20 protein-coding genes are annotated in these 21,302 nt (G+C 73.0%); 9 read left to right on the forward strand and 11 right to left on the reverse strand.

Annotated features, from left to right (window positions below; genetic code table 11):
• Nucleotides 1-7: 7 nt before the first annotated feature.
• Entirely contained in the window at nt 8-1,531 is a 1,524-nt protein-coding gene (gene glpD / locus BLW43_RS06235; RefSeq protein ID WP_245730944.1) for a glycerol-3-phosphate dehydrogenase, read from the reverse strand.
• A gap of 200 nt (nt 1,532-1,731) precedes the next feature.
• Here glpD and BLW43_RS06240 point away from each other — a divergent pair, with 200 nt between their 5' ends.
• Entirely contained in the window at nt 1,732-2,517 is a 786-nt protein-coding gene (locus BLW43_RS06240; protein ID WP_093251561.1) for a DeoR/GlpR family DNA-binding transcription regulator, read from the forward strand.
• Nucleotides 2,518-2,551: 34 nt separating this feature from the next.
• Here the strand turns inward: BLW43_RS06240 and BLW43_RS06245 are convergent, their stop codons facing one another.
• From BLW43_RS06245 to BLW43_RS06260, 4 genes are read right to left on the reverse strand one after another with little or no spacing between them, the layout of a single operon-like run.
• Nucleotides 2,552-3,484 carry a dihydrodipicolinate synthase family protein gene (locus tag BLW43_RS06245; RefSeq protein WP_093250458.1) on the reverse strand — a complete coding sequence of 311 codons (933 nt, stop codon included), beginning with the start codon at nt 3,482-3,484 and terminating at the stop codon, nt 2,552-2,554.
• Nucleotides 3,481-4,665: an NAD(P)/FAD-dependent oxidoreductase gene (locus BLW43_RS06250; RefSeq protein WP_217632107.1), complete on the reverse strand. Its 1,185-nt coding sequence runs from the start codon at nt 4,663-4,665 to the stop codon at nt 3,481-3,483. Before BLW43_RS06250 ends, BLW43_RS06245 begins: the two co-directional genes overlap by 4 nt.
• On the reverse strand, nt 4,662-6,128 hold the full coding sequence (locus BLW43_RS06255; protein WP_093250463.1) for an FAD/NAD(P)-dependent oxidoreductase: 1,467 nt from the start codon (nt 6,126-6,128) through the stop codon (nt 4,662-4,664). Before BLW43_RS06255 ends, BLW43_RS06250 begins: the two co-directional genes overlap by 4 nt.
• Nucleotides 6,125-6,358 (reverse strand): 2Fe-2S iron-sulfur cluster-binding protein, encoded by a 234-nt coding sequence (locus tag BLW43_RS06260; protein WP_093250465.1) that lies wholly within the window; start codon nt 6,356-6,358, stop codon nt 6,125-6,127. Before BLW43_RS06260 ends, BLW43_RS06255 begins: the two co-directional genes overlap by 4 nt.
• Before the next feature lie 182 nt (nt 6,359-6,540).
• Between BLW43_RS06260 and BLW43_RS06265 the strand changes: the two genes are divergently transcribed.
• Genes BLW43_RS06265 through BLW43_RS06290 form a run of 6 tightly spaced genes read left to right on the forward strand, consistent with a single transcriptional unit; the run spans nt 6,541 to nt 11,426 of the window.
• Nucleotides 6,541-7,344, forward strand: coding sequence for a transporter substrate-binding domain-containing protein (locus tag BLW43_RS06265; RefSeq protein ID WP_093250468.1), 804 nt, complete (start codon nt 6,541-6,543; stop codon nt 7,342-7,344).
• A gap of 58 nt (nt 7,345-7,402) precedes the next feature.
• Nucleotides 7,403-8,077 carry an amino acid ABC transporter permease gene (locus BLW43_RS06270; protein ID WP_093250470.1) on the forward strand — a complete coding sequence of 225 codons (675 nt, stop codon included), beginning with the start codon at nt 7,403-7,405 and terminating at the stop codon, nt 8,075-8,077.
• The gene (locus BLW43_RS06275; RefSeq protein WP_093250472.1) at nt 8,077-8,766 is read left to right on the forward strand and encodes an amino acid ABC transporter permease; all 690 of its coding nucleotides are present in this window, start codon (nt 8,077-8,079) and stop codon (nt 8,764-8,766) included. The genes BLW43_RS06270 and BLW43_RS06275 overlap by 1 nt, the downstream gene beginning before the upstream one ends.
• A complete protein-coding gene (locus BLW43_RS06280) occupies nt 8,744-9,481 on the forward strand; it encodes an amino acid ABC transporter ATP-binding protein (RefSeq protein WP_093250484.1) in 738 nt (245 codons plus the stop codon). Before BLW43_RS06275 ends, BLW43_RS06280 begins: the two co-directional genes overlap by 23 nt.
• Nucleotides 9,481-10,410: a DUF6282 family protein gene (locus BLW43_RS06285; RefSeq protein ID WP_093250488.1), complete on the forward strand. Its 930-nt coding sequence runs from the start codon at nt 9,481-9,483 to the stop codon at nt 10,408-10,410. Before BLW43_RS06280 ends, BLW43_RS06285 begins: the two co-directional genes overlap by 1 nt.
• Nucleotides 10,407-11,426, forward strand: coding sequence for a phosphotriesterase family protein (locus BLW43_RS06290; RefSeq protein ID WP_217632109.1), 1,020 nt, complete (start codon nt 10,407-10,409; stop codon nt 11,424-11,426). Before BLW43_RS06285 ends, BLW43_RS06290 begins: the two co-directional genes overlap by 4 nt.
• 1 nt (nt 11,427) lies before the next feature.
• On the opposite strand, the gene BLW43_RS06295 is transcribed toward BLW43_RS06290, so the two are convergent.
• The 3 genes from BLW43_RS06295 to BLW43_RS06305 form a co-directional block, all read right to left on the reverse strand.
• On the reverse strand, nt 11,428-12,102 hold the full coding sequence (locus BLW43_RS06295; protein WP_093251566.1) for a GntR family transcriptional regulator: 675 nt from the start codon (nt 12,100-12,102) through the stop codon (nt 11,428-11,430).
• A gap of 642 nt (nt 12,103-12,744) precedes the next feature.
• Complete coding sequence (locus tag BLW43_RS06300; RefSeq protein ID WP_093250492.1) at nt 12,745-13,512, reverse strand: response regulator; 768 nt, start codon at nt 13,510-13,512, stop codon at nt 12,745-12,747.
• Nucleotides 13,509-14,141, reverse strand: a complete 633-nt coding sequence (locus BLW43_RS06305; protein ID WP_093250496.1) for a MarR family winged helix-turn-helix transcriptional regulator — start codon at nt 14,139-14,141, stop codon at nt 13,509-13,511. Before BLW43_RS06305 ends, BLW43_RS06300 begins: the two co-directional genes overlap by 4 nt.
• Before the next feature lie 200 nt (nt 14,142-14,341).
• Between BLW43_RS06305 and BLW43_RS06310 the strand changes: the two genes are divergently transcribed.
• On the forward strand, nt 14,342-15,214 hold the full coding sequence (locus BLW43_RS06310; RefSeq protein ID WP_093250499.1) for a branched-chain amino acid aminotransferase: 873 nt from the start codon (nt 14,342-14,344) through the stop codon (nt 15,212-15,214).
• Between the two features lie 137 nt (nt 15,215-15,351).
• Here the strand turns inward: BLW43_RS06310 and BLW43_RS06315 are convergent, their stop codons facing one another.
• Nucleotides 15,352-16,353, reverse strand: coding sequence for an SGNH/GDSL hydrolase family protein (locus BLW43_RS06315; RefSeq protein WP_093250502.1), 1,002 nt, complete (start codon nt 16,351-16,353; stop codon nt 15,352-15,354).
• Between the two features lie 130 nt (nt 16,354-16,483).
• On the reverse strand, nt 16,484-18,196 hold the full coding sequence (locus BLW43_RS06320; protein WP_093250505.1) for a thiamine pyrophosphate-binding protein: 1,713 nt from the start codon (nt 18,194-18,196) through the stop codon (nt 16,484-16,486).
• Nucleotides 18,197-18,246: 50 nt separating this feature from the next.
• Here BLW43_RS06320 and BLW43_RS06325 point away from each other — a divergent pair, with 50 nt between their 5' ends.
• Entirely contained in the window at nt 18,247-19,944 is a 1,698-nt protein-coding gene (locus tag BLW43_RS06325) for a chloride channel protein (RefSeq protein ID WP_093250508.1), read from the forward strand.
• Between the two features lie 41 nt (nt 19,945-19,985).
• Here the strand turns inward: BLW43_RS06325 and chrA are convergent, their stop codons facing one another.
• Complete coding sequence (gene chrA / locus BLW43_RS06330) at nt 19,986-21,293, reverse strand: chromate efflux transporter (RefSeq protein ID WP_245730945.1); 1,308 nt, start codon at nt 21,291-21,293, stop codon at nt 19,986-19,988.
• Nucleotides 21,294-21,302: the final 9 nt, after the last annotated feature.

Raw genomic sequence — 21,302 nt, forward strand, 5'->3', positions numbered from 1 at the left:
TGTGCCGTCATTCCGCGGCGGCGACGATCGCGGGGCCTGCCTCGCGCATCCAGTCGTCCAGCGCCGCGGCCTCCCGCTTCGTCAGGCGCAGGCCCATCTTGCTGCGCCGCCAGAGCACGTCGTCGGCGCGCCTCGCCCATTCGCGCTCCATCAGCCAGCGCACCTCCGCCTCGGTCAGGTTCCAGCCGAAATGGCGGCCGAGATCCTCGAACTTCAGCGCGTCGCCCAGAATCTTCGCCGCGTCCACGCCATAGGCGCGCACGAGGCGCAGCGCGAAGCGCGCGTCCACGAAGGGATGCGCCTTGCGCAGGTCGTCCGCAAGCCTCGCCACGCCGTCCACCGGGAAATCGCCGCCCGGCAGCGGCACGCCGGCGGTCCAGCCCGGCCCCATCTGCGGGAAATGCGGGCGGAGCTTCTCCAGCGCGGCCTCCGCGAGGCGGCGGTAGGTGGTGATCTTGCCGCCGAACACGTTGAGCGCGGGGGCGCCCTCCCCCGTCGCCTCGACGCGCAGGACGTAGTCGCGCGTCGCGGCGGTGGCGGACTTGGCGCCGTCGTCATAGAGCGGCCGCACGCCGGAGTAGCGCCACACGACGTCCTCCGCCGCGATCGGCTTCTCGAAGTACTCCGAGGCCGCCTTGCGGAGATAGTCGGCCTCCTCGTCGGTGCAGACCGCCGCGCCCGGCGCGTCGGTATGGTCGCGGTCGGTGGTCCCGATCAGCGTGAAGTCGGTCTCGTAGGGGATCGCGAACACGATCCGCCCGTCGGACTGCTGGAAGATGTAGGCGCGGTCGTGATCGAACAGCTTCTTCGTGACGATGTGGCTGCCGCGCACCAGCCTGATGCGGTCGGGCGTATTGAGGCGCAGCTTGCCGGAAAGGATGTCCTCCACCCACGGCCCGCCGGCGTTGACGACGCCCTTCGCGCGCAGTTCGCGGGTCTCGCCCGTCTCGGCGTCGCGCAGGGAGACGCGCCACACGGACCCGTCGCGCTCGGCCCCGACGACCATGGTGCGCGTCATCACCCTGACGCCGCGATCGGCCGCGTCGCGGGCGTTGAGCGCGACAAGCCGCGAATCCTCCACCCAGCAGTCGGAATACTCGAAGCCGCGCTCGAACATCGGCTTCAGCGGCTTGCCCGCGGCGTTCTCCCGCAGGTTGAGCGACTTCGTGGCGGGCAGGATCTTCCGGCCGCCGAGATGGTCGTAGATGAACAGGCCGAGCCGCAGAAGCCAGCGCGGGCGCAGGCCCGAATGGTGCGGCAGCACGAAACGCAGCGGCCAGGAGATGTGCGGCATCGCCCGCAGCAGCGTCTCGCGCTCCACCAGCGCCTCGCGCACCAGCCGGAACTCGTAGAACTCCAGATAGCGCAGCCCGCCGTGGAACAGCTTCGTGGAGGCCGACGAGGTGGCCTGCGCGAGATCGTCCTTCTCGCAGAGAGTGACCGTGAGCCCGCGCCCCGCGGCGTCGCGCGCGATGCCGCAGCCGTTCACGCCGCCGCCGATGACCAGAAGATCGATGATGTCGTTTCGCATGTCGGCATTCATACCGATTCTGAGCCCTAACGCAACATGAACGCGCATAGCGAAGCCTGAAAGCGAAGATCAGGCGCGCAAAAATGCGCGATTTCGCGGAATGTTCGCCAGCACCGCGTATCTTATGATCGAAAATCGCTTGTTTCGCGCATCCGGATGCCGATATTGTCATGGCGGGGAAGAAAGCGAACGGGCCGGCCATGACCACATCGTTCCGTCAGCAGGAGATCGTGGAGCTCGCGCGTCGGGCCCGCAGGGTGACGGTGGAGGAGCTGGCGGAGCGGTTCAACGTCACGCGCCAGACGATCCGGCGCGATCTCGCCGAACTGTGCGAGGCGCGGGTGCTGGCGCGCACCCATGGCGGCGCGATGCTGGCCTCGGGCGTGGCGAACGCCGGCTACGCCGACCGGGCCGCGACCGCCGGCGACAGCAAGACCGAGATCGCGCGGCTCTGCGCCGCGCACATCCCCGACGACTGTTCGCTGTTCATCAACATCGGCACGACCACCGAGGCCGTGGCGCGGGCGCTCTCGGGCCATCGCAACCTGCTGGTCATCACCAACAACCTCAACGTCGCCAACACGCTGGCGCAGAACCCGCACTGCGAGGTGATCGTCGCCGGCGGCGTGCTGCGGCGCTCGGACAACGGGCTCGTGGGCGAGGCGACGGTGGACTTCATCCGCCAGTTCAAGGTCGACCACGCGATCATCGGGGCCTCGGCGGTGGACGCGGACGGCGCGCTGCTCGACTACGATTTCCGCGAGGTCCGGGTGGCGCAGGCGATCATCTCCAACGCACGGCGCAGCTGCCTCGTGGCCGACGCCACCAAGTTCACCCGCACCGCGCCGGTCCGCATCGCGCGGCTGACCGACCTCGACGCGCTGTTCACCGACGAGACGCCGCCGCAGGCGATCGACGCGCTCTGCCGCGAGCACGGCGTCGCGGTGCATGTGGCGGGCGGGCGCCGGGCGGAGGCGGCTGAATGACGGCGGGGCGAGAGGCGGCGCGCGGGGCGCGGCCTCAGGCGTCGAGCGCCCCGGCGTGGACCAGCGCGGCGCGCAGGGCCGCCCGCTCCTGCGCAGGGGTTTCGGGGGTCGGCGGCGCCATCCGGTCGCTCGGGAAATGGCCCTGAAGCGCGAGGCAGGTCTTGAGCCGCGCGTTGGCCCGACCGCCGGGCGGCTCGCGGTAGATCGCGCGCGCCAGTGGATAGATGCGCTCATGCGCGGCGCGCGCGGCGTCGAGGTCGCCCCGCTCCACGGCCGCGAACAGCGTCGCGACCGGCTCCGGCGCGACGGCGGCGAGGCTGACGAGGCTGCCCTCCGAGCCGATCACGAAGCTGGTCAGCAGGTGCTCGTCGCCCGAGCCGTACACCGCCACCTGCGGCCGCGTCGCCTTCACCAGCCGGCGGTTGGCCTCGTAGGCGGCGACCTCCCAGCTGCCCTCCTTCACCCCCACGACGCGCGGCAGGGCGCAGAGCGCGGCGAGCGTGTCGGGCCCGTGCGCCATGCGCCCCGCCGAGATCGACGCCTGATAGAGCATGATCGGCGCCGTCGTCGCCTCGATGACGGCGCGGTGGTGGGCGAGCGCCATCTCGCGCTCGACATAAAGCGCCCAGCCGTTCGGCGGGAACACCATCAGCGCGTCGGCCCCGGCGGCCTCCAGCCCGGCCGCATGGGCGGCGGCGACCAGCGCGCTTTCGGCGTTGACGCCGGCCACGAGATAGGCCCCCGGCGCCGCGGCGCGAACGATCCCGACGACGCGGAGCTGCGCTTCGAGCGGCAGCACCGCGTTCTCGCCCGCGTGACCGTTGAGCAGGAAGCCGGAGACGCCCGCCGCCGCGGCAAGCCGCGCGGCCAGCGCGGCGAGCGGGGCCGCGTCCACGTCGAAGTCGGCCGTGAGCGGGCAAGGCAGGGCGGCGTAGACGCCGCGCGGGGCGGCGGGCGCGTCGGTCATCGGGCTGGGTCTCCCTCGGGGGCGTCGGCGCCGGCCGGGACGCGCGGGGACGCGCCGGCGGCTTCGGGAGCAGGCGCAAGCAGGCGCTCGACGGGGAACAGCGGCAGATCGGGCTCGCCGCCAAGCATCCTTTCGGCGAGCAGGCGCGCGATGTACGGGCCGCTGGTGTAGCCGGAATGCACGCCGCCGCAGACATAGGCCTCCGGCAGGCCGGGCAGCTCCCCCACGGCGGGCATCGCGTCGGCGGTCTCGGCCTCCAGCCCCGCCCAGGCGCGGGCGAGCCGCGCCCCGCGCAGCGCGGGAATGGCGTGGCAGGCGAGGCGGAGATTGCCGATCAGCGCTTCGGGCCGCAGCGCGAAGCCGCCCCGGTCGCGGTCTCCCACGGCCTGCCAGCCGCCGCCGATCACCGTCGTGCCGTTGGCGAACTGCTTGAGCGAGAGCAGCCCGCTCGCCACGCCGACGACGCTGCGCATAACGGGCGGCGTGCGCTCCGTCACGGCGAGCTGATTGACCAGCACCTTGACGGGCAACCTGACGCCGAGCCACGCGCACATCGGTTCGAGCCAGACGCCGCCGCACAGCGCCAGCCGCGCCCCGGCGATCGCGCGGCCGTCGGCGACGCGCACCGCGTAGCCCCCCGCGCACGGCTCGACGCCCGTCGCCTCGGCGTTCTCGAACAGCGTCGCGCCCGCCTCGACCAGCGCGCGCCGGAAGGCGAGGCCGGTGAGATAGGCGCTGGCGTAGCCGTCGACCGGGCAGAAGCCGGCGAGGATCGGATGGTCGGAGAGCCCCGGCTCGATCGCCTTCGCGCGGGCCGGGGAGACCAGATCGATTGGCGCGCCCGCCTCGCGGCGCTTGCCGGCCCGGAAGCTGAGGATCTCGGCCTCCCGCTCGGTGAAGGCGAGCGACAGGCCGTCGCAGACGACCACGCCGACGTCATGGCCGAGCCACTCCCGCGCGGTCGCCCACATCCGGTGCGCGCGCAGCGCGTAGGGGATCAGCGCGACACGCGTCATCTGCATGGTCAGCGTGCCGGCGTTGACGCCGGACGCCTCGCGGCAGAGCGGCCCGCGCTCGATCAGCGCCACGCGCATCCCGCCGCGGGCGAGAAACAGCGCCAGCGTGCAGCCGTGCACGCCGCCGCCGACCACCACGGCGTCGTATGTCGGCGGCGCGGTCACAGCGGCGCAGGGTCGGGCACGGGGATGTCGGCGTAGTCGAAAGCGCCGATCAGGGCGTCCAGGGGAACGGGGCGCAGGGGCGCGCGCCCGGTCCATTGCCCGACGGCGCGGCGGGCGGCGTCCACCCCGCCGCGCCCGGCCAGCCGCAGCGCCAGCAGTTCGGCTGCGGCGTCGCCGCAGACGCGGCCCTGGCAGGGGCCCATGCCGCAGCGGGTGAAGTGTTTGAGCTGGTTGAGGTCCGTCGCGCCCGCGTCGAAGGCGGCGTCGATCTCGGCGCGGGTCACGTCCTCGCACCGGCACACCACGGTCCCGGGCGCGATCGCCGCAGTCGCCGCCGGACGCTGGCGGCTCAGGCGGCCCATGGCGGCGCCGAAGCGCGCGGCGCGGCTGGCGCCGGGCGCCGGGCGCGGCGCGGGGCCGCGACCGAGATCGGCAAGCATGGCGGCGGCGGCGCGCTCGCCCGCCGCCAGGGCCGCCGCGGCCCCAAGCACGCCGGCGCCGTCCCCGGCGGCGTAGAGGCGCGGGGCCGAGGTGCGGCAGGCGTCGTCAGTCTCGGGTAGCCAGCCGCCGCGCGCACGGTCGAAGACGTGGGCGGCGCGCAGGAGGCGGGTGATCTCGGTCGCCGGCGCGAGGCCGTGGCCGACGGCGAGCGCGTCGCACGCCACCCTCCGCGTCGGCGCGCCGGCCACGGGCGCGCCCTCGGCGTCCACCGGGCCGAGCTCGACCGCCTCGAGCCGCATGTCGCCATGCGCCGCGCGCACGCCGGTCCTGAAGCCGGGCCGCACGCCCGCGCGCAGCATCGCCGCGACCCAGCCGGCACCGCGCGCGGCCAGCGCAGGGCGGCCGGCGAGCGCCGGCGCCGCCCGCGCCCAGTCCGCCGCGCCGTTCAGATCGGCGACGGCGACGACCTCGGCGCCCGCCTTCAGCGCGCCGGCGGCGACGGCGGCGAGCAGCGGCCCGGCGCCGGCCACGACGAGGCGCCGGCCCGGCGCCATGCGCTGGCTCTTGAGCAGGATCGTGGCGGCGGCGAGGCCTATCACGCCGGGCGTCGTCCAGCCCGGAAACGGCGAAACGCGCTCCAGAGCGCCGGTCGCCACGAGCAGCAGGCGCGCCTCGATCACCCGCGGCCCGTGGTCCGTCATCCCGCCGTCGGTCATGACGTCGATGCGGAAACGCCCGCCGAGCTCGGTCACGGACCAGACCACCGCCCCCGCGAGAAGCTGCGCGCCGGCGCCGGCCACACGAGCCCGAAGCGCGTCGCCCTCTGCCAGTTCCGGCCCGCCGGCGCGCGCGCGCAGCACGTCCGGCGGCGCGCGCCAGACGCGGCCGCCGGGCGCGGCGGCCTCGTCGATGAGAACCGTCGACACGCCGGCCCGGGCGAGGACCGCCGCGGCCGTCGCTCCCGCCGGCCCGGCGCCGATCACGGCGGCCTCCGCCCTGAGCGGCGGCGCCGCTGCGGTCATGCGAGGCTCTCCACGACCATGCCGGCCCGCGCCTCGACCATGCAGGCGGGCCGGCGCACGCCGTCGATGCGCATCACGCATTGCTGGCAGACGCCCATCAGGCAGAAGGCGCCGCGGGGCCGGCCGTCGCGCGGCGAGCGGCCGAGCGCAGGGCGGCCGGCCGCGATCAGCGCCGCGGCGACGCTGGCGCCGGCGCGCGCCGCGACCTCGTCGCCGTCAGCGGTGAACATTACGCGCGCAACCTTGCTCAAGTTGCGGGCAGCGGGCGCCGCGATCCTGCGCAACCCTGGCTCCATGCAGACAATGCGTTCATATTGTCGATGAAGCGTATACGATTTGTCGAATGAAGCGCAATGCGCGTCACGATCCGGCCGACCGAGAGGACGCGCCGCAGACAGGGAGAACAGACCCGATGCTGAGATCAATCGCATTCGCCGCGGCGGCGTTCGCCGCCGTGATCGGCCACGGCGCCGACGCCCAGGCGCGTTCGCTCGACGAAGTCGTGGCGAGCGGCGTCCTGCGCGTCGGCGTGAACCCGACCCTGCCGCCGCTCGGCCTCTACAACGAGCGCAACGAGATCGACGGCTTCGACGTGGAGTTCTCCCGCAGGATCGCCGAGATGCTGGGCGTCGAACTCGAAGTCGTGCAGGTCGGCTCGCCGGACCGCATCCCCTTCGTCGCCAGCGGCAAGATCGACTATGTCATGGGCGCGATGACGCGAAACCCTCAGCGCGCCATGATCATCGACTACACGCTTCCCGTACACACCGAGATCTTCGGCGTGCTCTCGGTCGAGGGCAAACCGTACGAGAGCTGGCGCGATCTCAACACCCCCGACGCGACCATGGTGCAGGTCCGCGGCACCACGCCGCTGAAATTCATCGAGGAGAACCTGCCCGAGGCCAACGTCCTGCTGCTCGACAACTACCCCGACGTGGTGCGCGCGCTGGCGCAGGGGCGCGGCGACGCGATGCTCGACGTGGTGGACTTCGTCGGCGAGCACATGAACCGGCACGACGTCGCATGGAAGGTGCTGGAGACGCCGGTGGACGTCTATTACTGCGGTCTCGGCGTGCAGAAGGGCAACTCCAGCCTGCGCGACTGGCTGAACGTGGCGATCTTCACGCTCCACAAGGACGGCGTGGTGGACGAGATCTGGAAGAAGTGGTTCGGGATCGACATGCTCTATCCCGTCGGCGTCACGCCCTACTTCTGAAGCGCCCCGCGCGGCCGGTTCGCGCCGGCCGCCGCCGCCCCGCACCTCCGGAAGCGCCATGGGCTACGCGATCAACTACGAGCAGGTGTTTCCCTACCTGCCCTATCTCATCGGCGGGGCGTGGCTGAGCCTGCAGATCGCCTTCCTCGCCTTCGTCGGCGGCGCGGTGCTCGGACTGCTCGGGGCCTTCGCGCTCAGCTTCGGCGGGCCCCTCCTGCGCGGCGTGACGCGGGCCTATGTGACCTTCTTCACCAATACGCCGCAACTCGTGCAGATCTACTTCCTGTTCTTCGCCCTGCCCGAAGCGGGCGTCCTGCTGTCGAGCCAGCAGGCGGTGCTGCTGGGCATGACGCTGAACGCGGGCGCCTACCTTACGGAGATCCAGCGCGCCGGCTTCTCCTCGGTGCGCGCCGCGGAGATGGAGGCGGCCGAGGTGCTGGGCTTCACGCGCCTCCAGCAGGTCCGCTACGTCGTTCTGCCGCACATCGCGCGCACGCTGTTTCCGCCGCTCTCCAACCACTACATCCTGATGACGCTCGGCACCTCGATGGCCGCGATCTTCGGCGTCGAGGAGCTTACCGGGCGCGCCCTCAACGTGAATTCCGAGACCTTCCGCTCCATCGAGGTCTTCACGATGACGGCGGGGCTCTACATCCTCGTCACGCTCGTCGCCAACGTCGTGCTGGCGCTGGCGGGGCGCTGGCTGTTTCGCGCGCGCATGAGGCTGCTCTGATGCTGGACAGCCTGATCGCCGAGGCGCCACGCTTCTTCACCTACTGGAACCTCAAGTTCCTGCTGGAGGCGGCGCTGACGACGCTGGCGCTGACGGCGGCCGGCTGCGTCGGCGGCTTCGCGCTGGGCTTCCTGATGGCGGCGCTGCGGCGCACCGAGGGCGCGGCGCTCTGGCCGCTCAGGGCGCTCTGCCTCGCGGTGACCGAGACGTTCCGGCGCGTGCCGTTCCTCGTGACGCTGTTTCTGGTGTTCTACCTGTTCGAGGCGCTCAAGCTCGGGCTCGACACATTCCATGTCGCGCTTGCGGCCGTCGTCGTGATCGCCGGCGCCTATATCGCCGAGATCGTGCGGGCCGGTTTCGAGAGCGTGCACCAGAACCAGTGGGACGCCGCCGCCGCGATGAATTTCGGCCTGGCCACGACGCTGCGCCATGTCGTGCTGCCACAGGCGTGGAAGGTGATCCTGCCGCCCGCCTTCAGCTTCTTCATCCTGTTCATCAAGGACACCGCGCTCGCCAGCCAGATCGGCGTGGTGGAGCTGACCTATGCCGGCAAGGTGCTCAACAACAAGGGTTTCTCGGCGGTGCTGACCTTTGGCGCAGTGCTGGCGCTCTATTTCCTGATGTCCTACCCGCTGACCCGTCTCGGCCGGCATGTGGAGGCGCGCCTTGCGACACGTCGAACTCGCTGACGTCACCGCCGCCTATGGCCGGACCCGCGTGCTCGACGGGGTGAGCTTCGGCGTGGACCGCGGCCAGATCGTCAGCCTGATCGGCCCGTCCGGCTCCGGCAAGAGCACGATCCTGCGGGTGCTGACGGGCCTGCTGAAGCCGCAGGCAGGCCAGGTGCGGGTGGGCGGCGAGCCCGTCGACTTCGCCGACAGGCGCCGCCTGCGCGCCATGCGCGCCCGCTTTGCGGTGGTGTTCCAGCAGTTCAACCTGTTCCAGAACATGACCGCGCTCGACAACGTCTCGATCGCGCCCATCAAGGTCGGCGGCCGGCCGCGGCGGGAGGTGGAGGCGGAGGGCGCCGCGCTGCTCGCGCGGGTCGGGCTCGGCGGGAAGCTGAAGGCCTACCCGGACGAGCTTTCCGGTGGGCAGCAGCAGCGCGTGGCGATCGCCCGCGCGCTCGCGCTCAGGCCGGAGGTGCTGCTGCTGGACGAGGTGACGGCCTCGCTCGACCCCGAGCTGGTCTCGGAGGTGCTCGACACGATCCGCGATCTCGCGGCGGAGGGAATGACCATGCTGATCGTCAGTCACGAGATGGGCTTCGTGCGCGAACTGTCCTCGAAGGTGGTGTTCATGGCCGACGGCAGAGTGGTGGAGGATGGTCCGCCGGCGCGGATATTCGACGCGCCGCAGGAGCGTCGGACGCGCGACTTCGTCTCCAAGATCCTGCGCCACTGATGACCGGGCCCGACGTGATCCGCCGCCGCCCCGGCGCCGAGCTTCTGGCCGGCGCGGTCGACAGCCACATCCACGCCTGCCCGCACATCAACGGCCGCTCGCTCGACGTGTTCGAGGCCGTCTCCGAGGCCGCCGCCGCCGGCATGTCGGCCATCGGCTTGATGGACAATTTCGCCAACAGCGCGGGCCTCGCCGCGCTCGCGAACCGCCATCTCGGCCATCTCGGCGTCGAGGTCTTCGGCGGGCTGATCATGGAGCCGCCGGCGGGCGGCGTCTCGGCGGAGGCCGTCGAGATCGCGCTGCGTTACGGATACGGCGACGGCGACGGCGCGCGCTTCGTCTCGCTGCCGACGCACCACACCCGCAACGTGGCGCTGCAGGAGGGCCGCTCGCCGCTCTTCGTGGAGAGTTGCCTGGCGATACCCGAGGCCGGCCCGCTGCCCGACCCCCTGCCCCGCATCCTCGACCTGATCGCGGCGGCGGACGTCGTCTTCAACACCGGCCATGTGAGCGGACCGGAGGCGGTGCGGGCGGCGGAGGCGGCGCAGGCCGCCGGTGTGCGGCGCATCCTCGCCCCCAGCGCGCATTACGACGCGGAGACGGTGCGCGCGCTGGCCGCGCTCGGCGCCGTGGCGGAGTTCTCGTTCTTCTTCGTGAGCCACGCGACGCAGGTGGGGCTGACCCATGTGGACGCCGCCCGCAACCGCCCGGCCCTGGTGGACGCCGGGCGCATGGCGGCGCTGATCGCCGCGGCCGGGCCGGAGAACGCCATGCTCAACAGCGACTGCGGCGTGTTCCTGCTGCCGCCGCCGGCGGAGGGGCTGCGCGAGTTCCTGCTGCTGCTTGGCGAGGCGGGCGTGGCGCGGGAGGATCTGCGCCGCATGACCAGCGACGTCCCGCGGCGCCTGTTTCGGCTCGGCGCGGCGTGAGCGTCGTCCGCACCGTCGCCGGCGACATCGCGCCGGAGGCGCTCGGCGCCACGCTGATGCACGAGCATGTGCTGTGCGACGTGACGCCCCCGCCCATCGCCCGCCTGCCGGACCGGGAGATCCGCTTCGAGGAGACCGACGCCATCCGCCGCTCATGGGGCGTGGACCACCCCGGCAACCACCGCCTGAACGACGTCGATCTCGCCGTGGCGGAGCTTGCGCGGCTCGTCGAGGCGGGCGGCGGCGGGCTGGTGGAGCTGACCTGCGGCGGCATCCGGCCCGACCCGGAGGGCCTGCGCGCCGTCGCCCTGCGCACGGGCCTGCCGATCGTCATGGGCTGCGGCTACTACACCGAGGCCTACGCCGGAGAGGCGCTCACGCTGAAGGGCGTGGAGGCGCTGGCCGCCGATATGGTCGCGGCCGTCCGCGAGGGGGCCTGGGGCGCGGAGGTCCGCGCCGGGATGATCGGGGAGATCGGCGTGTCGGACCCCTGCTCCCGCGCCGAGCGCCGCTCGCTGGAGGCGGCGGCGCTGGCGGCGGCGGAGACCGGCGCGGCGATCACGGTTCATCCCGGCCGCGACCCCGCCTCGCCGTTCGAGTGCGTGCGCACTCTGGTCGCCGCCGGCGCCGACCCCGCGCGCGTCGTCATCAGCCACATCGACCGCACCTTTTTCGACCACGCGGCGATGCTGCGGCTGGCCGACACGGGCTGCGTGCTCTCCTTCGACTTCTTCGGCATCGAATGCGCCCACTATCCGTTTGCGCCGGAAGTGGACCTGCCGAACGACGGCGGCAGGCTGCGCGCCGTGCGCGCCCTGCTCGACGGCGGCCACGCGGGGCGCATCGCCCTGTCGCACGACATCTGCACCCGCACGCGGCTCTGCCGGTGGGGCGGTCACGGCTATGCGCATCTGCTGCGCGACGTCGTGCCGATGATGCGCGCGCGCGGCTTCTCCGGGGCCGAGATCGACGACCTCCTCACCGCGACGCCGCGGCGGCTGCTGACGCTGGCCTGACTCAGCCGAGATGCGAGGTCGCGTGCCGCGCAAGGCTGCGGATATGCGCCGCCGTCGCCCGCCGCGCCGCCTTGGCGTCGCCTGCGGCCAGCGCGTCGAGAATGGCGCGGTGCTCGCGCCGGTCCGGCTCGACCCGGTCGGACAGGCCGGCGATCTCGAACAGGCGCGTGGAGACCTTCAGCGCCTTCACGGTGCGCGCCATCACCTGGTTGCCGCAATGGTCGAGAAACAGGTTGTGGAGATTGTCGTCGGAGACCCAGTGCGCGTCGGTGTGCGCATTCGGCAGCGCGGCCAGAGCCTCGATCTCCGCGCTCACCGCCGCGATGGCGGCCTCGGGCGCCCGGTTGACTGCAGCGGCCGCGGCCTCCGGCTCGAGAAGCTCGCGCAGCTTGAGGCTCTGGAGATACTCGGTCAGGTCGACGTGGCGGACCATGAACGAGCGGTTTGCGACCTTGACCAGCAGGCCCTCGCCTTCCAGACGCTGAAGCGCCTCGCGCAGGGGCGTGCGGGAGAGGTTCAGCGCCTCCGCCAGCCGGGCCTCCACGATGACCTCGCCGCCGCGGAGGCCCCGCCGCCGGATCAGTTCCGAGACGGCCCGGTAGGCCTGCGACGAGAGGCTGCCGCCGGCCGCCTTCGGTTCCGGCGCCCGCGCGCCGGCCAGCGACACCTCTTTCATCGCGTTCGTCGCCCCGTCATATGCAGGCCGCATGCGCCCGATCGCCCCAACCGCGTTCGCCGGAACGGCGGCCTTCGGGAAAGCGCCTTTGTTGACAAGACCCTGGAGCGCGGCCGCCGTTGCGCCCAGTGCACCGGAACATTCACCACTCGCCGGAGAATGCTCGGCTCAGGCATCCGAGGCAAGCCGCCGGGCTCGCGGCGTTCACCGGGGTCGCCACGGACGGCGCGCAGGCCGGGAGACGCGTGTTCGGCGCCGGATCGCGCATCGGGCCGCACCCATGCGCTGGGCGAACATGAACTCCTGACCGCTCATGGTTTCTGCGCGCCTCCGAACGAAACGCGCCGAGAGGCCGTTCGCATTTTTCAGTCCCCCGCATCCTTCCGGCCCGACTGTCGATCTTCGCGGCCGGGCGCATGCGTCGGAGCGGCCCCGCCCGAGCGTCGCCGCGGTCGACGGCGATCGCCACGGGCCGCTCGGCGACGTTCTCGGCCGCTTGGCGCCGCGCCCGGCCGGTCGTCGCGTCGTTCGCATCTCCGACCGCTCTCGGCCTCGGCGCGGGGCGAACGGCGCCTGGCGCGATGCGCCGTCCGCCCCTCCCGTCCGACCCCGCCGCCCCTCGACGTCCAGCGGACAAAGGGCCTAGTCGGACACCAGCATGTAGCCCTCGCCGCGCACCGTCTGAAGGTAGCGCGGCGCGCGGGGGTCGGCTTCGAGCTTGCGGCGCAGACGGGTGATCTGCACGTCGACGGCGCGCTCGCCCGCCTCGGCGTCGCCGCCGAGCGCGCTGGAGAGGGCGGCGCGGCTGACAGGCTCTCCCGGCGTCTGCGCGAGCGCCGTCATCAGCCCCGCCTCGGATGCGGTGAGGCGCACGGCCTCCGCGCCGCGCCACAGCTGGCCGCGGGTCACGTCGTAGCGGAGGGCGCCGAGCGCGAGGGTCCGCGGCGGCTCATGCGGCGCGGGGGCCGGCGCGACACGGCGCAGGATCGCCGCGACGCGCAGCAGCAGTTCGCGCGGCTCGAAAGGCTTGGCGAGGTAGTCGTCGGCGCCCGACTCCAGCCCCTCGATGCGGGCCTCGGTCTCTCCGCGCGCTGTCAGCATCAGGATGGGGGTGTCGAGCTTCGGGCGGATGGCGCGGGTGAAGGCGACCCCATCCTCGCCCGGCATCATCACGTCCACGATCATCAGGTCGAAGGCGAGCCCGGCCAGCAGACGGCGGGCGTGGGCGGCGTCGCGGGCGGCGGTGACGAGGTGGCCGTTGCGCGCCAGGAACTTCGCCAGAAGGGCGCGGATGCGCGCGTCGTCGTCGACCACGAGGATGTGCGCCGGCGGCGCCGGCGGCGCGGCGGGGCCGTCGTCGAGAAGCCGCGCGCGGGCCGGCGGCGCGCCCGGCGCCTCTGCCCCGGTCATCGCCCGCCCTCCCGTCCGGGCCGCGACGCGGCGCCCGGCCCGGCGTCACGCCCCATGTCCCGGTCCCGCCCGGCGTCGGGCGGCGTCCCGAGCGCGGCCTCGCGCGCCTCGGCGTCGATCATCCGCTCCAGCACCTGCCGGAAACCCGCCACGGCCTGCGGCCCGGCCTCGCTGAAGGCGCGCCGCATCCGCGCGCGCTGCGCCTCCGACAGACGGGCCTCCAGCGCGGCGCCCTTGGCGCTGAGCGACAGCAGTCGCTGGCGCCGGTCCTGCGCGCCGACGCGGCTCTCGATCATCCGGTCCTCGATGAGCTGGCGCAGAACGCGGTTGAGCGACTGCTTGGTGACGCGCAGGATATCGAGCAGGCCCTGCACGGTCAGGCCGGGGCGGCGGGCGACGAAGTGCAGGGCGCGGTGATGCGCGCGGCCGTAGCCGAACTCCTCAAGGATGCGGTCCGGGTCGGCGGTGAAGTCGCGGTAGGCGAAGAACATCAGCTCGATGCCCTGCCGCAGCTGTTCGTCGGTGAGGTAGAGGAGATGCTCGCCGCGCAAGCCCTCGCGCTGCGGGCCGCCCAGCCGGGCGTCCTGCCGCGCCGGCGGCCGCCGTGTCGGAAAAACCGCGTCGCCCATGGCCGTCTCATCCTCGCCTTCACGATTTATGTCAGCGGCGTTGACGCATCTCTAGCGCGATGTTACGCCCTGCGCAAGCTGCCGAGACGTTTCGTGTCGCCGACGGCGCAACAATGGCAACAAACGGAAAACGCGTGGGCTCGGCCTGCGCGTTGGCCGAGGGGGGCGGCGCAAGGCCGCCGTGAAAGGAAGAAAGACCGATGAGCGGGCCCGCATACGATGATCGCGACGGCTGGATCTGGATGGACGGCGAGTATATCCCCTGGCGCGAGGCCAAGGTCCACATCCTCACCCACGCCATGCATTACGGCTCGTCGGTGTTCGAGGGCGAGCGGGCTTATGGCGGGAAGATCTTCGAGAGCCGCAGGCACTCCGAGCGGCTGGCGGAATCGGCCCGTCTCCTGGGGTTCAAGCTGCCCTACGACATCGATGCGATCGAGGCGGTGAAGCTTGAGGTGATGAAGCGCAACGACCTCTCGGACGCCTATATCCGCCCGCTGGCGTGGCGCGGGTCGGAGATGATGGGCGTCTCTGCGCAGGGCAGCACCATCCATCTCGCCATCGCGGCGTGGAGCTGGGGCGCCTATTACGGCGATGCGAAGATGAAGGGCGCGCGGCTCGACATCGCGGAGTGGAAGCGGCCGTCGCCCGAGACGATCCCGTGCCGCGCCAAGGCCTCGGGCCTCTACATGATCTGCACGCTCTCCAAGCACGCCGCCGAGGCCAAGGGTTATTCGGACGCGCTGATGATGGACTGGCGCGGCTATGTCGCCGAGGCGACCGGCGCCAACATCTTCTTCGTGAAGGAGGGCAAGGTGCACACGCCGCTGCCCGACTGTTTCCTCAACGGCATCACCCGCCAGTCGGTGATCGCCATGATGCGCGAGCGCCAGATCGAGGTGGTCGAGCGCCACATCGAGCCCGCCGAACTGGAGGGCTTCGAGCAGTGCTGGCTGACCGGCACCGCCGCGGAGGTGACGCCGGTCGCCGAGATCGGCCCATACCGCTTCGAGGTGGGGCAGATGGCGAAGGACATGGTCTCGGCCTACGACGCGATGGTGCGCGCCGCCTGAACCGAGAGGCCTGAACCGAGAGGCCTGAACCGAGCGGCCTGAACCGAGCGGCCTGAACCGAGCGGCCTGAACCGAGCGGCCTGAGTCGGCGCGCCCTCGCCGTGGCTCAGGGGGCTGCGGCGCAGGCCGGGGCGGTCTCAGGGGGCCGCGGTGCGGCCCCGGACGGCGGCGAGCGCCGCGAGGCCCGCGAGCAGCAGCGCGCCGCCGGCCGGCGCCGGCACCGGCGCGATCGGCGCGCTCAGCGTCACCAGCGCCGCCGCCCGCTCGGCGACGACGGCGTTGACGGCGGTGGTGAGGTGCACGGCGTCGTAGAAGATGTAGCTGTCCTGCTCCGCCGGCGTGCGCGCCTCGCAGATTCCTGGGTCGGAGCCGAAGGGCGCGCAGCTCTCGAAACCGTTCAGAAAGGCGAAGCCGTTGCTCGGCGCGCCGGCCTGCAGGCTGGCGATCACCTCCACCATGTCGAGCGTCCAGGTGTCGATCCCGTCCGTGAACAGCCCCGACAGCCGGTCGCGCACCGCCAGCGAATAGGCGGTCTGGAGCGCCGAGCTCTCCGCCCCGTCGGTGAGCGCGGACTGACCGACGTCGAAGGGCGTGAGGATCAGCGCCTTGCCGAAGCCGGTGTCGCGCAGCCGGGCCACGCCGTCGCCGATCCGCCCCGCCACATGGTCGGCCAGCGCGTCCACCTCGGGCCGCGGGCCGAGCGGCTGGTTCAGCGTCAGCCCCAGCAGCGACGGCGACGGCAGCGCCGAGGCCCAGATGTCGTTCGTGCCGACCCAGATCACGGCGAGGTCGTCGGCGCCCACCGCCGGCGCGTCGGCCTCGAACCGGTCCAGCTGGGAGGTGAAGCCGGTGTCGAAGCCGAAGCCGGCGTCGGTGTCGGGGATCACGTTGATCGGGCCGGACTGGGCGCCGCCCACCGCGTAGTCGCGCGCGGCGGTCTCCGGCGTCGGGTAGTCGGCCCCCACGGCGGCGGCGAAGGCGGGGAGCCACGTCTCGGGGCCGTTGGTGAACGGGCCGATGAAGCAGCAGTCGTTGAGGCTGTCGCCGAAGGCGTAGACGGCGCCGACGGGCGCGGCGGCCGCAGGCGCGGCCGAGGCGGCGAGCAGCGCCGCCGCGGCTAGACGGGTCGCGAGGGTCATCCGGGGTCTCCTCCACTTGTTATGGTTGTGGAGCGATCCCGTTCGTTCGCCCCGCGGTTGTCAAGCGCGAAGGGTCCGTGCAGGGGTCGGCGGCGGGCTCGCGCCCGGCGCGTCAGGTCGGCGGCAGGGCTCAGGGCTCCATCGTGGAGAGCCGCGCCGTCGGCGAGATCGCGTCGGGGTCGGTCAGCAGGTGCAGCAGCGCCGGGCGGCCGGTCGCGGCGGCGCGGCGCGCGCGGGCGAAGGCTTCGGCGAAGTCCGCGGTCTCGCGCACCGTCTCGCCGAACGCGCCGTAGCTGCGGGCGAGCGCGGCGAAATCGGGGTTGTCGAGCGCGGTGGCGACGGGCCGGCCCGGATAGCTGCGGGCCTGATGCATCCTGATCGTGCCGTACATCGCGTTGTCGCAGACCAGCACGACGACGCCGGCCCCGTGCTGCGCGGCCGTCCCCATCTCCTGCATGGTCATCTGGAAGCAGCCGTCGCCAGCGAGGCAGACGACCTCGCGCTCGGGGTGGCGCAGCTTCGCCGACACCGCCGCCGGCAGGCCGTAGCCCATCGAGCCGGAGGTCGGCGCTAGCTGCGTTCCCCAGCCGCGATGCCGATAGAAGCGGTGCAGCCACGCGGCGTAGTTGCCGGCGCCGTTGGTCAGAATCGCGTCCGCCGGCAGCGCGTCGCAGAGAAGCGCGACGACGGCGCCGAGGTCGACGCCCGATCTCCCCGCCGGCGCCGCCGCGGGCGCGCTCCAGGCGAGATAGGCGGCGTGCGCCTCGGCGGCGGCGGCGGGGTCTCGCGGCGCGGGCGGGCGCGGCGCGGCGGCGAGAAAGCCGCCCGGCGCGGCGCAGATCGCCAGATCGGGGGCGTAGATGCGCCCCAGCTCCTCGGGGCCGGGATGGATGTGGACGAGCGTCCGCCTGGGCTTCGGGATGTCGAGCAGCGTGAAGCCCTGGCTGGGGTTCTCCGAGAATCGCGCGCCGAGCAGGATCAGAAGGTCCGCCGACGCGACGCGCGCGCGCAGGGCGGGGTTGATCCCGAGGCCGACGTCGCCGGCGTAGAGAGGATGCGCGTGGTCGAAGAGTTGCTGGCGCCGGAAGGAGCAGGCGACCGGCAGCGCCCACGCCTCGGCGAAGGCTTGCGCCGCGGCGACGGCGGCTGCGTCCCACCGTGAGCCGCCGAGCACGAGCAGCGGGCGCTCGGCGGCGGCCAGCATCGCGCCGAGGCGCAGGACGTCGGCGGCGCCGGGGGCGGGCTCGGCGGCGCTCACGCGCGGGCCGGCCGCCGCCGCGGCGCTCTCGCGCAGCATGTCTTCCGGCAGCGCTAGCACGACGGGGCCGGGACGCCCCGCCATCGCCATGCTCCAGGCGCGGCCCATGGTCTCGGGGATCAGCGCGGCGCTCTCGATCTGGGCGGTCCACTTGGCGAGGTCGCCGAAGGTCTGGCGGTAGTCGACCTCCTGGAACGCCTCGCGCCCCCGCATCGCCCGGCCGATCTGACCGACGAGCAGCACCATGGGCGTGCTGTCCTGCTTCGCGACATGCACGCCGCTGGCGGCGTTGGTCGCGCCGGGGCCGCGGGTGACGAGCGCGACGCCGGGCCGGCCGGTCATCTTGCCCTCGGCTTCCGCCATCATCGCGGCGCCGCCCTCGTGGCGCGCGACGACGACATCGATGCCTGCGTCGCGCAGCGCGTCGAGCACGGCGAGGTAGCTCTCGCCCGGCACGCAGAACACGCGCTCCACGCCCTGCGCCCTGAGGCACTCCACGACGAGCTGGCCGCCGGTGCGGGCCCCGGCGGCCGCCCGATCGGCGGCCCGATCATGGGCCTGGGCGCTCTCCGTCGCGTCATCCATCGTCCTGCCCCTTCCCACGTCCGTCGCCGGACTTCTATGCTGGCGCGAGCATGTCCGACCAGCCCGAGACGAGTTCCGCCCCGGCGTCGCCCCCGGCGTCGCGCCACGCCTCTCCCCGCGCGGCCGTCCGCGCGGCGGAGCGCGCGCCGAAGGGCGATGCGCGGGCGGCGCTCGTGCTGTGGCTCGTCGCGCTGCTCGTCGGCGTGCTGGCCGGCTACGCGGCCATCGGCTTCCGCCTCGCCATCGCGCTGATCCAGACCCAGCTCTACGGCGCCGACGACGAGACGATCCACAGCGCCGCCGCCGAACTCAACCCGCTGCTCGTCATCGCCATCCCCGTCGCCGGAGGCGTGGCGGTGGGCTGGATCCTCAGCCGCTTCACCGCGAACGGCAAGGCGCTCGGCGTCTCCGACGTGATCGAGGCCGCGGCGCTGCGCGACGGGCGCGTGAACCGGCGGGAGGGCTGCGCCTCCGCCGCGGCGGCGCTGGTGACGCTCTCGACCGGGGGCTCGACAGGGCGCGAGGGGCCGGCGGTGCATCTGGCGGCGGTGATCGCGGGCTGGATCGAGGACCGCTTCGACTTCCACGGCCTGCACGCGCGCGACATCCTCGGCTGCGCGGTGGCGGCGGCGGTCTCCGCCAGCTTCAACGCGCCCCTCGCCGGCACGCTGTTCGCGCTGGAGGTGGTGCTGCGCCACTACGCGGTGCACGCCTTCGGGCCGATCGTGCTGGCCTCGGTCGCGGGCGCGGTGATCAGTCGCATCCACATGGGCGATGTGACCGAGTTCGTGCTGCCGCCGCCCACCCCGGCCTTCTACGCCGAGATCCCGGCCTTTGCGCTGCTCGGCGTGACCTGCGGCGCCGTCGCGGTGCTGATGATCAACGCGATCTTCATCGCCGAGGGCGTCGGCGACCGGGTGACGCGCCGGTTCGGCCTGGGGCCGCTGCAGCGCCCGGCGCTGGCCGGCGCGCTGCTGGGGGTGATGGCGGTCGGCTTCCCGCACATCATCGGCGTCGGCTACGAGACGACCTCGCGCGCGCTGACCATGGGCCTGGACTTCTGGACCTGCGTGGTCTTCGCCGCCGCCAAGACGGTCGCGGTGGGGCTGACCTTCGCGGGGCGGATGGGGGGCGGGGTGTTCTCGCCCTCGCTGATGATGGGCGCGCTGGTGGGCGCGGCCTTCGGCATCGTCGCCACCGAGATCGCCCCGGTTCCCTCCGGCAGCCAGGGGCTCTATGCCGTCGCCGGCATGGGCGCGGTGGCGTCGGCGGTGCTGGGCGCGCCGATCTCGACGACGCTGATCGTGTTCGAGCTGACCGGCGACTATCAGGCGGCCATCGCGGTGATGGTGTCGGTGTCGCTGGCGACGGTCGTCGCCCACGCCTTCGTGCGCAAGAGCTTCTTCCTGACGCAGCTCGCGCGGGCCGGCGTGGCGCTGGCCTCGGGGCCGCAGAGCTGGCTGCCCAAGACGATCCCCGTGCGCCGGCTGATGCGGCTGCGCGGCGCTGAGGACTGCGCGTCCGACACCGCGGCGCAGGCGCTGATCGACCAGGGGGCGTGGCTGACGCGCGACGACACGCTGGCGCTGGCGCTGCCGATGTTCGACCGGCTGAAGGGGCCGTTCATCCCCGTGGTCGACGCGCCGCCGGAGGGCGAGCCGGAGCTGATCGGTGCGCTCTACCATGTCGACGCGCTGAAGGCGGTCAACCGCATCCTTGAGGAGACGCACCGCGAGGAGCATTCCTGAGCCGCGCCCCCGGCGGCGGATCGGGCCGACGCGGCGGGACGTCAGGTCAGTCCGAGCGCCTGCGCGGCGACGCCGAGCGCCGCGAGCAGCCCCACGGTCGCCATCACGCCCCAGCCGAAGCGGAAGATCAGCGCGCCGGCCAGCGCCGCCAACGCCGCCGCCGCGAGGTCCAGCCCGGCGAGGTCGACCGTCGGCAGCCGCAACGGCCCGAAGCCGACGAAATCGACCGCCCCGAACAGCACGTTGAGCGCGAACCACAGCGCCACGAAGCCGATCACGCCAACCACCGCCGCGGTCACGCCGGTCAGCGCGCCGGCGAGGCGGCGGGAGGCGCGCAGATCCTCCACGAAGGGCGCGCCGGCGAAGATCCACAGGAACGAGGGCGCGAAGGTGGTCCAAAGCGCCATCAGCGCCGCCGCGGCGGCCAGGCCCAGCCCGCCGGCCTTGAGCCCGCCGAGGAACGCGACGAACTGGGTGACGAGGATCGTGGGGCCGGGCGTCGTCTCCGCCAGCCCCAGCCCGTCGATCATCTCCGCCGCGTCGGCCCAGCCGCGCTCGACGCCGGCCTGCGCAAGCCACGCCAGCACGGCGTAGGCCCCGCCGAAGCTCAGCACCGCGAGCTGGGAGAAGAAGAGCCCGATCTCCACCAGAACATGGCCCGGCCCGAGCGCCAGCGCCGCCAGCGCCACCGGCGCCCACCAGACCGCAAGGCACCACGCGGCGGCGCGCGCCGCGGCCCCCGCCGCTCCCGCCGCCTGCGGCGGCGCGGGCTCCGCGGCGCGGTCCGCGGGCGCCGCCAGCAGCGCGCCGACGACGCCGGCGCCGATCACCACCAGCGGAAACGGCAGGTCGAGGAACATCATCGCCGCGAAGGCCGCGAAGGCCAGCGCGGCGAGCCCCGGCCCCTTGAGGCCGCGCCTGGCGATCTTGATGAGCGCCTGGGCGACGATGGCCAGCACCGCCGCCTTGACGCCGAAGAACACGCCCTCCACCAGCGTCAGCCCCGCGCCGAGAACGTAGAGCATCGAGAGCGCCAGCATCAGCGCCGCGCCCGGCAGGATGAACAGCAGCCCCGCCGCCAGCCCGCCGCGCACCCCGTGCGTCAGCCAGCCGACATAGGTGGCGAGCTGCTGCGCCTCGGGCCCCGGCAGCAGCATGCAGTAGTTGAGCGCGTGCAGATAGCGCGGCTCGTCGAGCCAGCGTTTCTCCTCGACGACGATGCGGTGCATCATGGCGATCTGCCCGGCGGCGCCGCCGAATGACAGCACGCCGATCTTCGCGAAGGTGGCGACAAGGTCGCCGAACGCCGGCCGCGCGAGCCCCTGCGCCTTCATCTGCCCGTCCGCCATGCCGCCCCC

The organism is Rubrimonas cliftonensis (assembly GCF_900107585.1).
Lineage (GTDB): Bacteria > Pseudomonadota > Alphaproteobacteria > Rhodobacterales > Rhodobacteraceae > Rubrimonas > Rubrimonas cliftonensis.